Consider the following 15,958-nt stretch of genomic DNA (forward strand, 5'->3'; position numbering starts at 1 on the left):
CCCACCGCTGGTTCTCCCAGCCCAGCCCCGCTTACAGCCGGACAGAACAGCCGCAGGACAGCCCAGCAGGACGTCAGTCAGTGCCCGAGTCACGGCCACCGGAACCTGAGTATCAGCATCAATGTCAGTGCCCTGGCCTACCCTGCGGACCATGACACCCCTGCCGCCCCCCACGACCGAACTCACCGCGGACGAGGCCCGCCGCATCGCCCTGCGGGCCCAGGGTTTCCTCGGCGCCCCCGACCGCAGGGCCGGCGTCCGCGGTGTGCTCCGCCACCTGGGCGCGGTCCAGCTCGACACCATCTCGGTCCTCGCCCGCTCCCACGAGCTCGTCCCGTACGCCCGTCTCGGCGCCATAGGCCGCACCACGGTCGACAGGGCGTACTGGGCCACCGCCCCCGACGGCGCCCCGGCGCGCCCGCACGCCTTCGAGTACTGGTCCCACGCCGCCTGCATCCTCCCCATCGAGGAGTGGCCCCACTTCGCGTTCCGCCGCCGCGCCTACCGCGCCCGCCCCCAGTGGGGGCATGAACTGCCCGACGGCGCCTACGACCGCGTCATCAAACAGCTCCGCGACGAGGGCCCCCTCACCGCCACGGAACTGGGCGGCGCGAAGCGCACCAGCGAGTGGTGGGACTGGTCCGGCGAGAAGGTCGCCGTCGAACGGGCCCTGATGTACGGCGAGGTGGTCTGTGTGGAGCGCCGCGGCTGGAAGCGGGTGTACGACCTCGCCGAGCGCGCCGTCCCCACCGAGCTGCTCCATGACGAGTTGGACGACACCGAGTGCCTGCGCCGACTGGTCCGCCTGGCCGGTCAGGCCCTGGGGGTGGGCACGCGCGCGGACATCGCCGACTACCACCGCCTCAAGGGCGAGCAGTTCGACGCGGTGGTCGCCGACTCTGGCCTGGTCCCGGTGACGGTGGAGGGGTGGGCCAAGCCCGCCTGGGCCGATCCGGCGGCCCTGGCCACACCAGTGCGCGGCCGCCACCGCACGACGCTCCTGTCCCCCTTCGACTCCCTGATCTGGGAGCGGGCCCGCACGGAACGCGTCTTCGGTTTCACCCACCGTCTGGAGGCCTACGTCCCCAAGCAGAAGCGGGTGTACGGCTACTTCGCGATGCCGGTCCTGGCCGGCGGTCAGCTCGTGGGTCGTGTCGACCCGGCCCGTGACGGCCGCACCCTGGTCGCCAAGCAGGTCACTCTGAACGGCCCGAAGGCGGTCCCGGCGGTCGCCCAGGCCCTGCTGGAGGCGGCGAGTTGGGTGGACTGCACGAACGTCCGTGTGGAGCGGGTGGACGCCCCCGAGCTCCGCGACCGGCTGGTCGGGGAACTCACCCGCGCCCTGGACTGACCCGGGGTCAGCGGATCTCGAGGATCTTCTCCCGCATCGCGTACACCACGGCCTCCATCCTGGAGTGCAGCTGCAGCTTCTCCAGGATGTTCCGCACGTGGTTCTTCACGGTGTTCTCGGAGATGAACAACTCCTTGGCGATGTCCCGGTTGTTCATCCCGGTGGCCACGAGTTTGAGGACTTCCAGCTCCCGGTCCGTCAGCCGCGGCGCCGGCACGAGCCGGCGCTCGTCGGTCCGCTGGATCATCGACTTGAACTCGGTGAGCAGCTTCGACGCCATGGACGGGCTGATCTGCGACTGCCCGTCGGCGACGGCGCGGATCGCGGTGGCCACCTCGTCGGTGGAGATCTCCTTCAGGAGGTAGCCCGTCGCCCCGGCCTTGATCGCGTCGTAGAGGTCGGCCTCCTCGTCGCTGATCGTCAGCATGATGATCTTCGCGCTGGGGGCCACCTCCTTGATGGAGGTGCACGCCTCGATCCCTCCGCGCTTGGGCATGCGGACGTCCATCAGCACGATGTCGGGGAGCAGATCGGCCGCCTTGTCGACCGCCTCGGCCCCGTCGCCGGCCTCGCCGACGACCTGGATGTCCTCCTCGGCGGCCAGCACGATCTCCAGACCGCGGCGGAAGAGCGCGTGATCGTCGACGACAAGGACCCTGATGGGCTCCTTGCGGGAGCCCGCCGCGGGGCCCATGCCGACGGAACCCTCGTCGGCCGCCGCGTCTCGCATCGGTCCGAAGCTGCTGTCCGCCATCGTTCCTCCCCCTGAAGGCCGTGGCCTGTGTTTCTGTGCCATCGCCAACCCAAGGCAACGACCCGCCGGTTGGGGCCGGTTCGGCCATGATTTCATGCCGGGGCGACAGTGCGGTGACAGAGCGGGCCTCTGGGGGTCGCACACCGGTGCCCCTGGGGGCGCACGCGCGCTCCAGGGGCACCGGCTCCGCTGTCACCCGGCGCGGTCAGCCGCCGAGCGTGCCGCCCGCCGCGTTCGAGTGCGCCTCTGCGACCATCGGGTCCGTGCTGAGGTGGATGACGCCGTAGTCGTAGGCGTGCCGACGGTAGACGACGCTCGGTTCCTTGGTCTCGGAGTCGACGAACAGATAGAAGTCGTGCCCGACCAGCTCCATCTCGTAGAGCGCCTGGTCGAGGCTCATCGGGGACGCGACGTGGGTCTTCTCGCGGACGACGAGGGGGCCTTCGCCCTTCACTTCGAGCGAGCCGATCCGCTTGGTGGGTACGCCGTCGGCCTCTTCCTCCTCGACGACATATCCGTTGCCGTTGAGGGTCGCCACGCCCGGAACGTGGTCGGCGACCTCCGCGGCCGTGAGCCTGCGCGCGCCCCTGCGCGTGTAACGCTTGTCGTGCTGCTTGCGCAGCCGGGCCTCGAGCTTGTCCGCCGCCAGGTCGAGCGCCGCATACGGATCGCTCGCCGCTGCCTCCGCCCGGATCACCGGTCCGCGGGAGCGGAGCGTGATCTCCACTCGGTCACTGCGGTCGGCCTGTCGGGGGTTGGGCTCCTTGGACACCTCGACGTCGAGGCTGATCACCTTGCCGTCGAGCTTCTGGATCTTCTCCAGTTTCAGCTTCTCGGCCACGTGCTTGCGGAACCGCTCGGGCACCTCGGTCTTGCGGCCCTTGACGACGATGTCCACGCAGAACTCCGTTCCCGGATCGCTCCGCTCCACTGGCGGAGCATCTCCCTTGTGCACCAGGTTCCGGCTACTTCCGGAACCGCGGACTCGGTGACTCCACCTCCTCCTCCCCCGTGGACAAGATCTCCACCCCATCGCTGCGGGTGATTGCAGAAAACCCGCAGTACGGCATCCGGATATGTGGTGAACGGCCGGGGCCATTCCCTCACAACCGAACATATCTCGCCCGGACGGATGTCGTCACCCTCTACCGAGACGTACCTCCGTTCAGGTGAATTGACCCTCTCATTACCTGCAACGATGCAAGTTCTCCGTCAGTTCCGGTTTATGTGGAAAGCATCCGGCGGCGCGGCGACCACCGCCGCGCACAGCCCCTCACCTGCATGGTCGACCCCGTGCATTCCCCTGACACCTCGGATCCGGACCGCCTCCTGAACCGTTCGCCCAGCGTCTTTCCCGTCTGCCGCCGACGACACCACCCATCTGTCGTGCGCCGCCCGGATCGCGCGTGCCGCCTCGGCGAGCGAGGCCCCGGTGGTCATCAGGTCGTCGACGAGCACGACCCGGCCGCCGCCCAGCAGCGGGACGCCCCCGGCGGCCACCTCCAGGGCGCCCGCGAGGTTGTCCAGCCGCTGCCGGGAGTCCAGCCCCGCTTGATCGGCCACGGCACGCCGCTGCCGCAGCACCGCGAGCACCTGGGCCCGCGTCCCGGCGCGCCGCAGCACCCGGGCCGCCGAGAGCGCGATCCGCCGCGCCGGGTCGTGGCCTCGCGCCCGCACCGCCCGCCGCGCGGACGGCACCGGAACGAGCAGCACGTCCCCGCGTGGACCTCTCCCGCCACCTCCCGACGAGGCGCCACGCCCCGGCGGGAAGTCCTCGGCGCCCCGGCCCCACACCTCGCCCAGCCCGGCCCGTACGGCCCCCGCCAAGGCCGTACCTAGCGGTTCGGCGAGTGCCAGGGCGCCCCTCTCCTTGTGCGCGAGCAGCGCCGCCCGCACCGCGTCCTCGTACGGGGCCGCCGCGTGCACCTCGGGCAGCCCCACCGGTTCCGGCGCCGGTCGCACCCGGCTCGGTGCGGCCCCCATCAGGGCGGCGCGGCACTCCGGGCAGAGCACCTCGCGAGGCCTCCCACAGCCTCCGCACTCGGCCGGCAGCACCAGATCCGTGAGGTCCTGCCACCACGCCCGCATGCCCCCACTGTGCCAACGCGCACGGACCCGGGCCACCCCTGTGGAAAACCTCCTGTGGACAACGCCCCGCTCACCAACACGCTTGTCACCCACACGAGTTAGCGCCAGCCGCGGAACGCCCCGAGCACACCGCGGAACGGGATCGGCTGCCTGCGTCCGGCGCCCCGTGGCTCACCCCGGATAGACCGGAGCCGACCCCTCCTTGACCACCGTCTGCCACTGCTCCCCGGGGGCGAGCCGGACGATGCCGTCCGCCGAATGGGCGACCAGCGGCTCGCTCTCGTCCTCGGACGCCGCGATCTCCTCCACACCGGTCAACGCGAAAGGCGCCGGACCCGGCAACGTGGAGCCGTCGACCTGTACATACCGCGTCTGCTGCACGCCGCCGGACTCCCGGCCGACCACCACGAGCCGGCTGTCACCGGCCCACGACATGGCCGAGACGTCCTCGAGGTCCGGTGTCACGGACCGCGGATCGACGATGGAGACGGTGGTGCCGTCCGCGTCCGCGTCCCGCTCGACGCGCCCGATGGACAGCGACCTCTTGCCGTCCTTCTCCACGATCAGCGCCGCCCGTACCCCGTCGGCGGCCACGCGCACCGCCTCGATACGTCCGTCGAGCCCCGTCGTCCGCACCTCCAGCGGCTCGCCCTTGCCGTCCGCGAGGACCAGCAGGCGCGGCTTCTCGGGATCGCGGTCGGCCACCCACAGGTCGCCGCGGCCGTCCCAACTGGGCGTTGTCAGCCGGTCCTTGGCGGTGGCACCCGCGCTGCGCAGCACGGGGTCGCCGATGGCGCCGCCCGACGTCAGCGGCGCCACGTACAGCTCGCTCCCGTCGGCCGACACCCCGGCCGCCCGCTCCTGGTCGCGCGACACGGCGGCCGACCGCAGCTGCTTCGCCCCCTCACCGAGGTCGCCCGGCACGGGAGCCGGCGTGCTCTCCCCGGCGGACAGCCGTACGAGCCGGTGCTCGCCGTCGATGAAGTACTCGTACTCGATGCCCTTGCCGGGCCGGTTCGCCGCGTTTGTGTCGGTCACGTCCTCTCGGAACGCACACAGCTGCGCCCCGGTCGACCCCTGCAGCTCCACCTCGTCAATGCCGTTGGGCATGTAGTCCTGAAGCGTGAACAGCAGTTGCTCGGCCATCTCCTGGCACCGGCTCGCCGAGACCCGGTCGGCCTTCGCGTTGAGCGGCACGACCAGCCTGTTCTGCTCGTCGGGCGTCAGATGGGCGGTGCCCTTCCGCAGCGCCGTACCCGAGGGGAAGCTGGTCCGCGCGACCCAGTTCAGCCAGCGGGTGGGGCCGTTCAGCAGGTCCCGCACGATCTGCGTCACCGGGTCGACCTGGCTGCGCACGTACACCGGGTCGGCGACCCTGCCGGCCTCACCGGACTGCGCGGCGGTGGTGAAGTAGTACTTGTTGATCGACTTGTAGTTGCGCTCGAAGTCGGACCTGCCGAGCATCACGCCCTGTGGCAGCTTGTCGATGCGCCACTGCTCCTTGTCCTTCACCTTCACCTTCGTGAGGTGCACGGTCTCCTCGTACTCGCCGCTGGCCGGTGTGTACGCGTGCTGCCCGTCCACGCGGGCGACCTTCTCGCCGCTCAGCTCGTACCGGTACGAGGTGCTGTCCGGCTCGCTCCCCGTGACCTTCGTGAACGGGGTCGGCGCCTCCACGAGGACCGTGGTCGACCTGCCCGGGTCCCACGTCTTCAGCGCGCCACCGGTCAGGTACTTGCGGGCCGTCTCGTAGTTGGGGTCGTCGCTGGTCAGGGCCTCCAGGAAACCCTGCACGATCTCCAGGGGCTGGGCGTCCTCGGCGGGCGGCAGCGCGAAGACCCGCACCTGCGTGTCCTGCCGCGGGGTCGACTCGACCTCGCGCATGTCCCCGTTGTCCGGCATCGAGGCGCACCCCGCCAGCAGTACGGCACCGATGCCGACGTACGCCGTCGCCCGCATCGGACGCCCACGGCCGCGTTTCGCGCGGTCAGCGCCCACGGAATGCCTCCCCCTGCTTCTCCTGCTGCTGCCCGGAGCCGGCCTCGGAGAGCCGTTCCTCCGCCTGCCCGGCGTCCTCGCCGTTCCGCTGCGCGGGCGGCGCCGGGGGCGACACGCCGGGCCGGGACACCACGCGGGCGCCGTTGCCGGGCAGCGCCGTCGGATCGGCCGTGGGCACCTGACCACCGCCGGGCAGCGGCCCTATGGGCGCCCTGGTGACCCCGCGCTCCCCCGCCTGCACCGGCACCGTGGCGAGCTTGCCGCCGCCGCGCCGCACAGCACCGTCGCCGGCACCGCGGCCACGCCGGGAGTCCTTCGGTTCCAGGGGTATCGGGGAGCCGCGCAGCGGCTCGTCCGCCGTCCGCGGCAGGGTCAGCCGGAACTGGGACCCGCCACCGGGCTCGCCCCACGCCTGGAGCCAGCCACCGTGCAGACGGGCGTCCTCCAGGGCGATGGACAGACCCAGTCCCGTGCCGCCGGTGGTACGCGCGCGTGCCGGGTCGGCCCGCCAGAAACGGCTGAAGACCCGCGTGGCCTCGCCCGGCTTGAGCCCCACGCCGTAGTCGCGCACCGCGACCGCGACCGCTCCTCCCGCCGCCGCCAGCTTGACCACGACGTCCTTGCCCTCGCCGTGCTCCACCGCGTTGACCACGAGGTTCCGCAGCACCCGCTCCACCCGCCGGGCGTCGGCCTCGGCGACGACGGGCTGCTGGTCGCCGAGGACCCGTATCCGCGTCCCCTTGCGCTCGGCGAGCGGCTCGGCCCCGCTGACGACCTTCCGCACGACCTCGCGCAGGTCTATCGGCTCGGCCTCCAGAGCCGCCGCTCCCGCGTCGAACCGGCTGATCTCCAGCAGGTCCGCGAGCAGCGACTCGAACCGGTCCAGCTGGTCGGCGAGCAGCTCGGCGGACCGCGCGGTCACCGGGTCGAAGTCCACGCGCGCGTCATGGATGACGTCCGCCGCCATCCGTACGGTCGTCAGCGGGGTGCGCAGCTCGTGCGACACGTCGGAGACGAACCGGCGCTGCATCCGCGACAGGTCCTCCAGCTGGCTGATCTTCAGCTGCAGGTTCTGCGCCATCTTGTTGAAGGCCTCACCGAGACGCGCGATGTCGTCCTCGCCGCTGACCTTCATCCGCTCCTGCAGGCGCCCGGCGGACAACCGTTCGGCGATCCCCGCCGCCATCCGCACGGGCGTGACGACCTGACGCACCACGAGCCAGGCGATGGCCCCGAGCAGGACGACGACGAACAGCCCCGCCGTCGCCAGCGTGCCCTTGACCAGGCTGAGGGACTTCTCCTCCTGGGTGAGCGGGAAGAGGTAGTACAGCTGGAACGGCTTGCCGTTAGGGGCGTTGATCTGCTTGCCGATGATCAGCGCCGGCTGCGACTCCTGGCCGTTGGTGTAGAAGATCCGCGTGTAGCTCTGGACGGCGCTGGTGCCGTCGTCGACGCGATCGCGCAACGCCACGGGCACGCTGAGGTCCCAGGCCACTCCGCCGGAGACACGCGGCCCGAGCCCACCGGTCTCGCCGTCCGCGGAGGCCGGGCTGAGCGACACGACGTCGAACGCTCCCTGGCCGCCGCTGGACAGCGACTTCACCAGGTTGGTCGTCCACTCGACGACGTTCTGCACCCGGTCGCCGTTGTCCGTGCTCTCGTTCCCCGCCGCGCTCGCCGCGCTGTCGGACCGCTGCTGGGCCACCGTGAACCCGCCGGTGGCCTGGCTCTGCGAGGCCTTGACCTTGGCGTCCAGCAGCCCGTTGCGCACCTGGCCGATGACGACGAAGCCCAGCAGGAGCACCACGCTGAGCGACATCAGCAGGGTCGTGACGACGATCCTGAGCTGGATGTTGCGCCGCCACAGCCGCATCACGGGCAGCAGCGGACGGCGCACCCAGCGCATGAAGAGCCTCAGGACCGGGCTGCCCTGGACTCCGCCATGCAGCAGCCCGCCCTCGAGAAGACGCCCCCAGCGGGAACCCGACGCCTTCCGGCCGACAGGCCGCTCCGTGCGGGTCCCGGACTGACCGGGCGCCGAAGCGGCGCTGTCCCCGGGCATGTCAGCTGGGTCCTGCCTTGTATCCGACACCACGGACAGTCACCACGATCTCCGGCCGCTCCGGGTCCTTCTCGACCTTGGAACGCAGCCGCTGCACATGAACATTCACCAGACGGGTGTCCGCCGCATGGCGGTACCCCCAGACCTGCTCCAGCAGGACCTCTCGAGTGAACACCTGCCACGGCTTCCGCGCCAGCGCCACCAGAAGATCGAACTCCAGCGGCGTCAGCGCGATCGACTGCCCGTCCCGCTTCACGGAGTGCCCCGCCACGTCGATGACCAGGTCTCCTATGGCGAGCTGCTCCGGCGCCGGCTCCTCCGACCTCCGCAGCCGCGCCCGGATCCGGGCCACCAGCTCCTTCGGCTTGAACGGCTTCACGATGTAGTCGTCCGCGCCCGACTCCAGGCCCACGACCACATCCACGGTGTCGCTCTTCGCCGTGAGCATCACGATCGGCACCCCGGACTCCGCCCTGATCAGGCGGCACACCTCGATCCCGTCCCGGCCCGGCAGCATCAGATCGAGCAGCACCAGATCAGGTTTGACCTCACGGAACGCGGCCAGCGCCTTGTCGCCGTCGGCTACGAAAGACGGCTCAAAACCTTCACCACGCAGCACGATGCCGAGCATCTCGGCCAGTGCGGTGTCGTCGTCGACGACAAGGACTCGTCCCTTCATAAACGACATCATCCCATTAACTAAATCGTTACCTGTCGTGACCTGTCACACAGCTCCGCAAGCGCGCCAGCCGTCACCGGCGACACAGCCCCCTCCTCGGTGACGATCGCCGTCACCAACTCCGGCGGTGTCACATCGAACGCCGGGTTGTACGCCTGCGTCCCCAGGGGTGCCACCGGGATACCGCCTCCCGCCTCCGCTCCCGCCACCGGCACCTGAGGTGCTGTGATCTCCGTCACCTCATGACCCGCGCGCTGCTCCACCTCGATGGACGCCCCGTCCGGGGTGTCCGGATCCACGGTCGTGACCGGCGCCACCACGATGAACGGCACATGGTGGTACCGAGCGAGCACCGCGAGCGGATAGGTCCCCACCTTGTTCGCCACCGAACCGTCGGCGGCGATCCGGTCGGCCCCCACCAGCACCGCGTCGACCTCCCCGGCCGCGAACAGCGAGCCCGCCGCGTTGTCCGTGAGCAAGGTGTACGCCATCCCGTTGCGCGCCGCCTCGTACGCCGTGAGCCGGGCGCCCTGCAACAGCGGCCGCGTCTCGTCGACCCACAGCCTGCGCAGCCGCCCCACCCGGTGCGCCGCCAGCGCCACCGCGAACGCCGTGCCCTCACCGCCCGACACCAGCGCCCCGGTGTTGCAGTGCGTGAGCACCCGGTGCCCGCCGCCCGGCAGCAGCTCGTCGAGCAGCGCCAGCCCGTGCCCCGCCATCCGGGCGCTGGCCTCGGCGTCCTCCCGGTGCAACGCCCGCGCGGCGGCGAGCGCGGCACCCGCGGCCAGCTTCTGGTCACCGGTCCGACCGAGCTCGGCCCGGTACGCGCCCTGCGCGCGCCGCACCCCGACGGAGAGGTTCACCGCGGTCGGCCGAGCACCGGCCAGCGCCTCGGCGGCCTCCTCGACGGCGAAGCCCCGCGCGGCGGCGAGCGCGACGCCGTACGCCCCGGCGATGCCCAGCAGCGGCGCCCCGCGCACGGCGAGCGAACGTATCGCCTCGACCAGCGCGGACGCGTCCGTGCACACCAGCTCGACCTCTTCGGCCGGCAGTCTCGTCTGGTCCAGCAGGACCACGACAGGGCCTTCGGGTGGCTCCTCCCATCGGATCGCAGGGGTCTCGGTCGGCCGGGTGTCGTCGCCGGTTCGCGCGTACTGATCAGCCATGCGGCCAGTCTGCCCCGTATCCGACGGACAATTGAAGGTGCGCAGCCCGTACGGCCCCCCGTCCCTTCCTGGACACCGCGTGGCACGATGGGCGCCAACCTGCCGCCGCGACCGCGGACGAGCACCGTGAAGGAGCGACGATGAAGGACACTCCGGGCTGGGCCTCGCCCGGATCGACCCCCTCGGACGGTCAGGACTCGGGCCGGCAGGACACCCCGCAGCCGGCCGACCAGAGCGGCGCGGACCAGACGCAGCCGCCGTCCAAGTGGTCCAAGGAGCAGCCCCCGCCCGCCCAGTGGAGCAACCCGAACCCGCAGGGCCCCGGCCAGACCCCGCCACCACCGCAGCCCACCCCGGGCTGGGGCGGCCACCCCGGCGGCCCGTACCCCGGCCCCGGCGGCTACGGCCCGCCCGGCGCCTACGGAGCCCCCGGCGGCCATCCCGGCCACGGCACCCCCGGCTGGGGCGGCGGATGGGGCGGCCCCCCGCCCGCGGCCAAGCCCGGTGTGATCCCGCTGCGCCCCCTCGGCGTCGGTGAGATCCTCGACGGCGCGGTGTCCACCATGCGCACCCACTGGCGCACGGTCCTCGGGATCTCCCTGACCGTCGCCGTCGTCACCCAGATCGCGGTCATCCTGCTCCAGGGCCTCGTCCTCAACGACGCCGCGAACGCCGACGTCCTCAACGACCCCACCGCCACTCCCGGCGAGCTGAGCCGCGCCCTCGGCGAGACCCTGCTGAGCACCTCCGCCGTCCTGGTGATCTCCCTGCTCGGCACCATCATCGCGACGGCCCTGCTCACGACCGTGACCAGCCGAGCCGTCCTCGGCAAGAAGGTGACCACCGGCGAGGCCTGGCGGGACGCCCGCCCGCAGCTCCTCAGGCTCGGCGGCCTCACCCTCCTGCTGCCCCTGATCGCCGTGGTGATCATGACCGTCGGCATCCTGCCCGGCATCCTCCTCGTCGCCGGGGGCGCGGAAGGCGCGGGCGTGGTGCTCGCCGTGTTCGGCGGACTCGGCGGCTTCGTCCTCACCGTGTGGCTGGTGATCCGCTTCTCGCTCGCCTCGCCCGCGCTGATGCTGGAGAAGCAGGGCGTCCGCAAGTCCCTGGGCCGCTCCGTCAAGCTGGTGCGCGGCTCCTGGTGGCGCGTCCTCGGCATCCAGCTGCTGGGCGCGATCATCGCCTACGTCGTCGCGTCGATCGTCGTGATCCCCTTCGCCGTCCTCGGCACGGCCATGGACGGCGAGGGCTTCTCCGGCCTCCTCACCGGCGCCACCGAACTCGGCTGGACGTACCTCGTCATCAGCGGCGTCGGCTCGATCATCGGCTCCACGATCACCTTCCCGATCAGCGCCGGCGTCACCGTGCTCCTCTACATCGACCAGCGCATCCGCCGCGAGGCCCTCGACCTCGAACTGGCCCGCGCCGCCGGCGTCCAGGACTACGGCGGCAACGCCTCCGCCGCCACTCCCGGGAGCTGATGCGGTGAGACTCTCGGGGGGAGTTCTGACCGCCGTCCCCATCGGCTGGCGCTCGGCGGACGAACCACCGGTCACCCTCCCGCGCGACCCCGCGCGGGAGGCGGCCCGGCGCGAGCTGTCCAAGGGCATGTACCACGAGAACGACCCCAGTTGGTACGAGCGCGCCATGGACGCCTTCTGGGACTGGATCGACAAGCTGTTCGAAACGGCCTCCGCCGCCACCCCCGGCGGCGCGATCGGCCTCGTCGTCATCGTCCTGGCGGTCCTGGCCCTCGTCGGCGCCCTGTGGTGGCGCCTCGGCACCCCGCACCGCACCCCCGTCTCCTCCGCCCGCCTCTTCGACGACCGCCCCCGCAGCGCCGCCGAACACCGCGCGGCAGCCGAGGCACAGGCCGCCCAGGGCCACTGGAACCAGGCCGTCCAGGAACGCATGCGCGCGGTGGTCCGCTCCCTGGAGGAACGCGCCCTCCTCGATGTGCGCCCGGGCCGCACCGCCGACGAGGCCGCCTCCGAAGCCGGCCGTGTACTTCCCGCCCACGCGGACCGACTCCGCACCGCCGCCCGGGACTTCGACGACGTCACATACGGCGGCCGAGCCGCGGCCGGAGGAACGTACCGCCACCTCGCCGCCCTCGACGACGACCTGGAGCGCGCCAAGCCCGCCCTGGCCGGCAGCAGCGCCGACAGCACGACGAGCACGGCCCACCACAGCCGCCAGGGGGCCGCCGAATGACCACCGGGGCCACGCTCCCGAACACCTCGGCCTCGCCCACCGCCCGTCAACTGTGGGGTCACGCACGAGGTGTCGTCATCGCCTTCGTGATCCTCCTGACCGCGGCGATCGTCATCGCGGTCATCCGCTCCGGCGCCGAGCACGGCCGCCTCGACCCGCGATCCGCCGACCCCAACGGCAGCCGCGCGATCGAACAACTCCTCGACGACAACGGCGTGTCCACGCGCGTGGTCACCACCCTCGACGAGGCGACCGCCGCCGCGGCCCCCGACACGACTCTCCTGATCGCCGTCCCGGACCTGCTCACCGAGTCCCAGCAGCGCCGCCTGCGCACGGCGACCGTCTCGTCCGGCGGCCGTACGGTCCTCGTCGCCCCCGGCACCCCGTCCGTCGGCACCCTCGCCCCCGGCGTCACGGCCGACCCCGCCCCGAGCTTCGACTCCACACTCGCGCCCCGCTGCGACCTGCCCGCCGCGCGCCGTGCGGGCACCGCCGACCTCGGCGGCGTCCGCTACCAGGTCACCACCCGCGACGCCGACACCTGCTACCCCGAGAGCGGTCTGCCCAGCCTCGTACGCCTCCCGGCGGCCGAAGGGGGCGGCGACACCGTCGTCATCGGCGCTCCCGACATCCTCTACAACGACCGCCTCGACGAGCAGGGCAACGCCTCCCTCGCCCTCCAACTCCTCGGCTCGCGCCCCCATCTGGTCTGGTACCTCCCCTCTCTCTCCGACGACTCCGCCACCGACACCGGCGACCGCAGCTTCTTCGACCTGCTCCCCTCGGGCTGGCTCTGGGGCACCCTGCAACTGTTCGTCGCGGGTCTGATCGCCGCCCTCTGGCGGGCACGTCGACTGGGCCCCCTGGTGCCCGAGAAACTCCCCGTCGCGATCCGCGCCTCCGAGACCGTCGAAGGCCGCGCCCGCCTCTACCGCAAGGCCAACGCCCGTGACCGCGCGGCCGCCGCTCTTCGCTCCACCACCCGCACGCGCCTCGCCCCTCTCGTGGGTGTCCCCGTCTCCCGGGCGCACGCGCCCGAGGCCCTGCTCCCCGCCCTGTCCACCCACCTCCATGGCGACGGACAGACCCTGCACGTCCTCCTCTTCGGCCCGCCGCCCAGCGACGACACGGCCCTCATCGCCCTCACCGACCAACTCGACGCCCTCGAAAGAGAGGTACGCCGTTCATGATGGACCCGACCACTGACAACGCCGGGACCACCGGGGACCCGGGCTCCGCCCGTGCCTCCCTGGAGGCCCTGCGCGCCGAGATCGCCAAAGCCGTGGTCGGCCAGGACCCCGCCGTGACCGGCCTCGTCGTCGCCCTCCTCTGCCGCGGGCACGTCCTGCTGGAAGGAGTCCCCGGGGTCGCCAAAACGTTGCTCGTCCGCGCCCTCGCGTCCGCACTCGAGTTGGACACCAAGCGCGTCCAGTTCACCCCGGACCTGATGCCGAGCGACGTCACCGGCTCTCTCGTCTACGACACCCGCACCGCCGAGTTCTCCTTCCAGCCCGGCCCGGTCTTCACCAACCTCCTCCTCGCGGACGAGATCAACCGCACCCCGCCGAAGACCCAGTCCTCCCTCCTGGAGGCCATGGAGGAGCGCCAGGTCACGGTCGACGGCACTCCCCGCCCCCTCCCGGACCCGTTCCTGGTCGCCGCGACCCAGAACCCGGTCGAGTACGAGGGCACATATCCCCTGCCGGAAGCGCAACTGGACCGTTTTCTGCTCAAACTGACGGTTCCGCTCCCGTCCCGCCAGGACGAGATCGACGTCCTCACTCGGCACGCCGCCGGCTTCAACCCGCGCGACCTGCGCGCCGCCGGCGTACGCCCCGTAGCGAACGCCGCAGACCTCGAAGCCGCTCGCGCCGCCGTGGCCAAGACGACCGTGTCCCCCGAGATCACCGCCTACGTCGTCGACATCTGCCGTGCCACTCGCGAGTCGCCGTCCCTCACCCTGGGTGTCTCTCCCCGAGGCGCCACGGCCCTCCTCGCGGCGTCCCGCGCCTGGGCCTGGCTGACGGGCCGCGACTACGTCATCCCCGACGACGTCAAGGCGCTCGCGCTCCCGACCCTCCGCCACCGCATCCAGCTCCGTCCGGAGGCGGAGATGGAAGGCGTGACGGCCGACTCGGTCATCAACGCGATCCTCGCCCACGTCCCCGTTCCCCGCTGATGGCCCCCACCGGACGCGCCGCACTCCTCGCGGCCCTCGGCACCCTCCCGGTGGGCATCTGGGAGCCCAGTTGGACGGGCATCCTCGCGGTGGACGCCCCACTGGCGCTCGCGTGCGCCTGCGACTACGCCCTGGCCGCACCTGTGCGCCGTCTGGGTCTCACGCGCTCCGGGGACACGTCAGCGCGCCTCGGCGAAACCGCAGAAGTCACGCTGACGGTCACCAATCCCTCCAAGCGCCCCTTGCGCGCCCACCTCCGCGACGCCTGGCCTCCGAGCAGCTGGCTGCCCGGCAGCGAAGTGGCCGCCTCCCGCCACCGGCTCACCGTCCCGGCGGGCGAACGACGCCGCGTCACCACTCGGCTGCGCCCCACGCGCCGTGGCGACCGCCAGGCCGACAGGGTCACGATCCGCTCGTACGGTCCGCTGGGCCTGTTCACCCGCCAGGCCGGCCACAAGGTGCCCTGGACCGTGCGGGTCCTTCCTCCGTTCACGAGCCGCAAGCACCTGCCGTCCAAGCTGGCCCGTCTCCGCGAGCTGGACGGTCGCACCAGCGTCCTGACGCGGGGCGAGGGCACGGAGTTCGACAGCCTCCGCGAGTACATCCCCGGCGACGACACCCGCTCGATCGACTGGCGTGCCACGGCCCGCCAGTCCGCGGTGGCGGTACGCACGTGGCGCCCCGAACGCGACCGTCACATCCTGCTCGTCCTGGACACGGGCCGGACCTCGGCGGGCCGCGTGGGCGACATCCCCCGCCTCGACGCCTCGATGGACGCCGCCCTCCTCCTGGCCGCCCTCGCTTCCCGCGCAGGCGACCGCGTGGACCTCATGGCCTACGACCGCCGCGTCCGGGCCCTCGTCCAGGGGCGTTCGGCGGGCGACGTCCTGCCCTCCCTGGTCAACGCAATGGCCCCACTCGAACCGGAACTCGTCGAGACGGACGCCCGAGGTCTCACCGCCACCGCGCTGCGGACGGCGTCCCGCCGCGCCTTGATCGTCCTCCTGACGAGCCTGGACGCGGCCCCCATCGAAGAGGGCCTCCTCCCGGTCCTGTCCCGCCTCACCCAGCGCCACACGCTCCTGTTGGCCTCCGTCTCCGACCCGCATATCGCCCGCATGGCGAATGCGCGGGGCACCACGAACGCCGTCTACGAGGCGGCGGCAGCGGCCCAGGCCCAATCGGACCGCCACCGCACAGCCGAACAACTCCGTCGGCACGGTGTCACGGTGGTGGACGCGACCCCGGACAACCTGGCGCCGGCTTTGGCAGACGCCTACTTGGCCTTGAAGGCGGCTGGACGCCTGTAGTTCCCAAGGATGCCGTAAACGCAGAAAGGCCCACACCATAAGGTGTGGGCCTTTCCCAATATTTGTTCGGCGGCGTCCTACTCTCCCACAGGGTCCCCCCTGCAGTACCATCGGCGCTGTGAGGCTTAGCTTCCGGGTTCGGAATGTAACCGGGCGT

General features: G+C 71.8%; 13 protein-coding genes and 1 rRNA gene. 6 read left to right on the forward strand and 8 right to left on the reverse strand.

The window, feature by feature from the left end; all coding sequences use genetic code 11:
• The first annotated feature begins 151 nt into the window (after positions 1-151).
• Entirely contained in the window at positions 152-1,351 is a 1,200-nt protein-coding gene (locus ACZ4Z3_RS03825) for a winged helix-turn-helix domain-containing protein (RefSeq protein WP_468499494.1), read from the forward strand.
• Between the two features lie 7 nt (positions 1,352-1,358).
• Here the strand turns inward: ACZ4Z3_RS03825 and ACZ4Z3_RS03830 are convergent, their stop codons facing one another.
• The 7 genes from ACZ4Z3_RS03830 to mtnA all read right to left on the reverse strand — a co-directional run bounded on the left by ACZ4Z3_RS03830 (position 1,359) and on the right by mtnA (position 10,098).
• On the reverse strand, positions 1,359-2,105 hold the full coding sequence (locus tag ACZ4Z3_RS03830) for a response regulator (protein WP_055520708.1): 747 nt from the start codon (positions 2,103-2,105) through the stop codon (positions 1,359-1,361).
• Between the two features lie 205 nt (positions 2,106-2,310).
• Positions 2,311-3,003, reverse strand: coding sequence for a ribosome hibernation-promoting factor, HPF/YfiA family (hpf, locus tag ACZ4Z3_RS03835; RefSeq protein WP_468499495.1), 693 nt, complete (start codon positions 3,001-3,003; stop codon positions 2,311-2,313).
• 314 nt (positions 3,004-3,317) lie between these two features.
• Entirely contained in the window at positions 3,318-4,193 is an 876-nt protein-coding gene (locus ACZ4Z3_RS03840) for a ComF family protein (RefSeq protein ID WP_468499496.1), read from the reverse strand.
• 171 nt (positions 4,194-4,364) lie between these two features.
• Complete coding sequence (locus ACZ4Z3_RS03845; RefSeq protein ID WP_468499497.1) at positions 4,365-6,191, reverse strand: LpqB family beta-propeller domain-containing protein; 1,827 nt, start codon at positions 6,189-6,191, stop codon at positions 4,365-4,367.
• Positions 6,181-8,253 carry an MtrAB system histidine kinase MtrB gene (gene mtrB / locus ACZ4Z3_RS03850; RefSeq protein WP_468499498.1) on the reverse strand — a complete coding sequence of 691 codons (2,073 nt, stop codon included), beginning with the start codon at positions 8,251-8,253 and terminating at the stop codon, positions 6,181-6,183. The genes ACZ4Z3_RS03845 and mtrB overlap by 11 nt, the downstream gene beginning before the upstream one ends.
• 1 nt (position 8,254) lies before the next feature.
• Complete coding sequence (gene mtrA, locus ACZ4Z3_RS03855; RefSeq protein ID WP_206187907.1) at positions 8,255-8,944, reverse strand: MtrAB system response regulator MtrA; 690 nt, start codon at positions 8,942-8,944, stop codon at positions 8,255-8,257.
• A gap of 8 nt (positions 8,945-8,952) precedes the next feature.
• Positions 8,953-10,098 carry an S-methyl-5-thioribose-1-phosphate isomerase gene (gene mtnA / locus ACZ4Z3_RS03860; protein WP_468499499.1) on the reverse strand — a complete coding sequence of 382 codons (1,146 nt, stop codon included), beginning with the start codon at positions 10,096-10,098 and terminating at the stop codon, positions 8,953-8,955.
• A gap of 140 nt (positions 10,099-10,238) precedes the next feature.
• Here mtnA and ACZ4Z3_RS03865 point away from each other — a divergent pair, with 140 nt between their 5' ends.
• Genes ACZ4Z3_RS03865 through ACZ4Z3_RS03885 form a run of 5 tightly spaced genes read left to right on the forward strand, consistent with a single transcriptional unit; the run spans position 10,239 to position 15,801 of the window.
• Complete coding sequence (locus ACZ4Z3_RS03865; protein ID WP_468499500.1) at positions 10,239-11,579, forward strand: DUF7847 domain-containing protein; 1,341 nt, start codon at positions 10,239-10,241, stop codon at positions 11,577-11,579.
• A 4-nt stretch (positions 11,580-11,583) separates the two neighbouring features.
• Entirely contained in the window at positions 11,584-12,312 is a 729-nt protein-coding gene (locus ACZ4Z3_RS03870; protein WP_468499501.1) for a DUF4129 domain-containing protein, read from the forward strand.
• Entirely contained in the window at positions 12,309-13,502 is a 1,194-nt protein-coding gene (locus ACZ4Z3_RS03875) for a DUF4350 domain-containing protein (RefSeq protein ID WP_468499502.1), read from the forward strand. Before ACZ4Z3_RS03870 ends, ACZ4Z3_RS03875 begins: the two co-directional genes overlap by 4 nt.
• Complete coding sequence (locus ACZ4Z3_RS03880) at positions 13,502-14,491, forward strand: AAA family ATPase (protein ID WP_468499541.1); 990 nt, start codon at positions 13,502-13,504, stop codon at positions 14,489-14,491. The genes ACZ4Z3_RS03875 and ACZ4Z3_RS03880 overlap by 1 nt, the downstream gene beginning before the upstream one ends.
• The gene (locus ACZ4Z3_RS03885) at positions 14,491-15,801 is read left to right on the forward strand and encodes a DUF58 domain-containing protein (RefSeq protein WP_468499503.1); all 1,311 of its coding nucleotides are present in this window, start codon (positions 14,491-14,493) and stop codon (positions 15,799-15,801) included. Before ACZ4Z3_RS03880 ends, ACZ4Z3_RS03885 begins: the two co-directional genes overlap by 1 nt.
• 64 nt (positions 15,802-15,865) lie before the next feature.
• On the opposite strand, the gene rrf is transcribed toward ACZ4Z3_RS03885, so the two are convergent.
• Positions 15,866-15,958 (reverse strand): 5S ribosomal RNA (gene rrf / locus ACZ4Z3_RS03890); the annotation flags it as partial.

It is taken from the genome of Streptomyces sp. NPDC030296 (genome assembly GCF_055572815.1).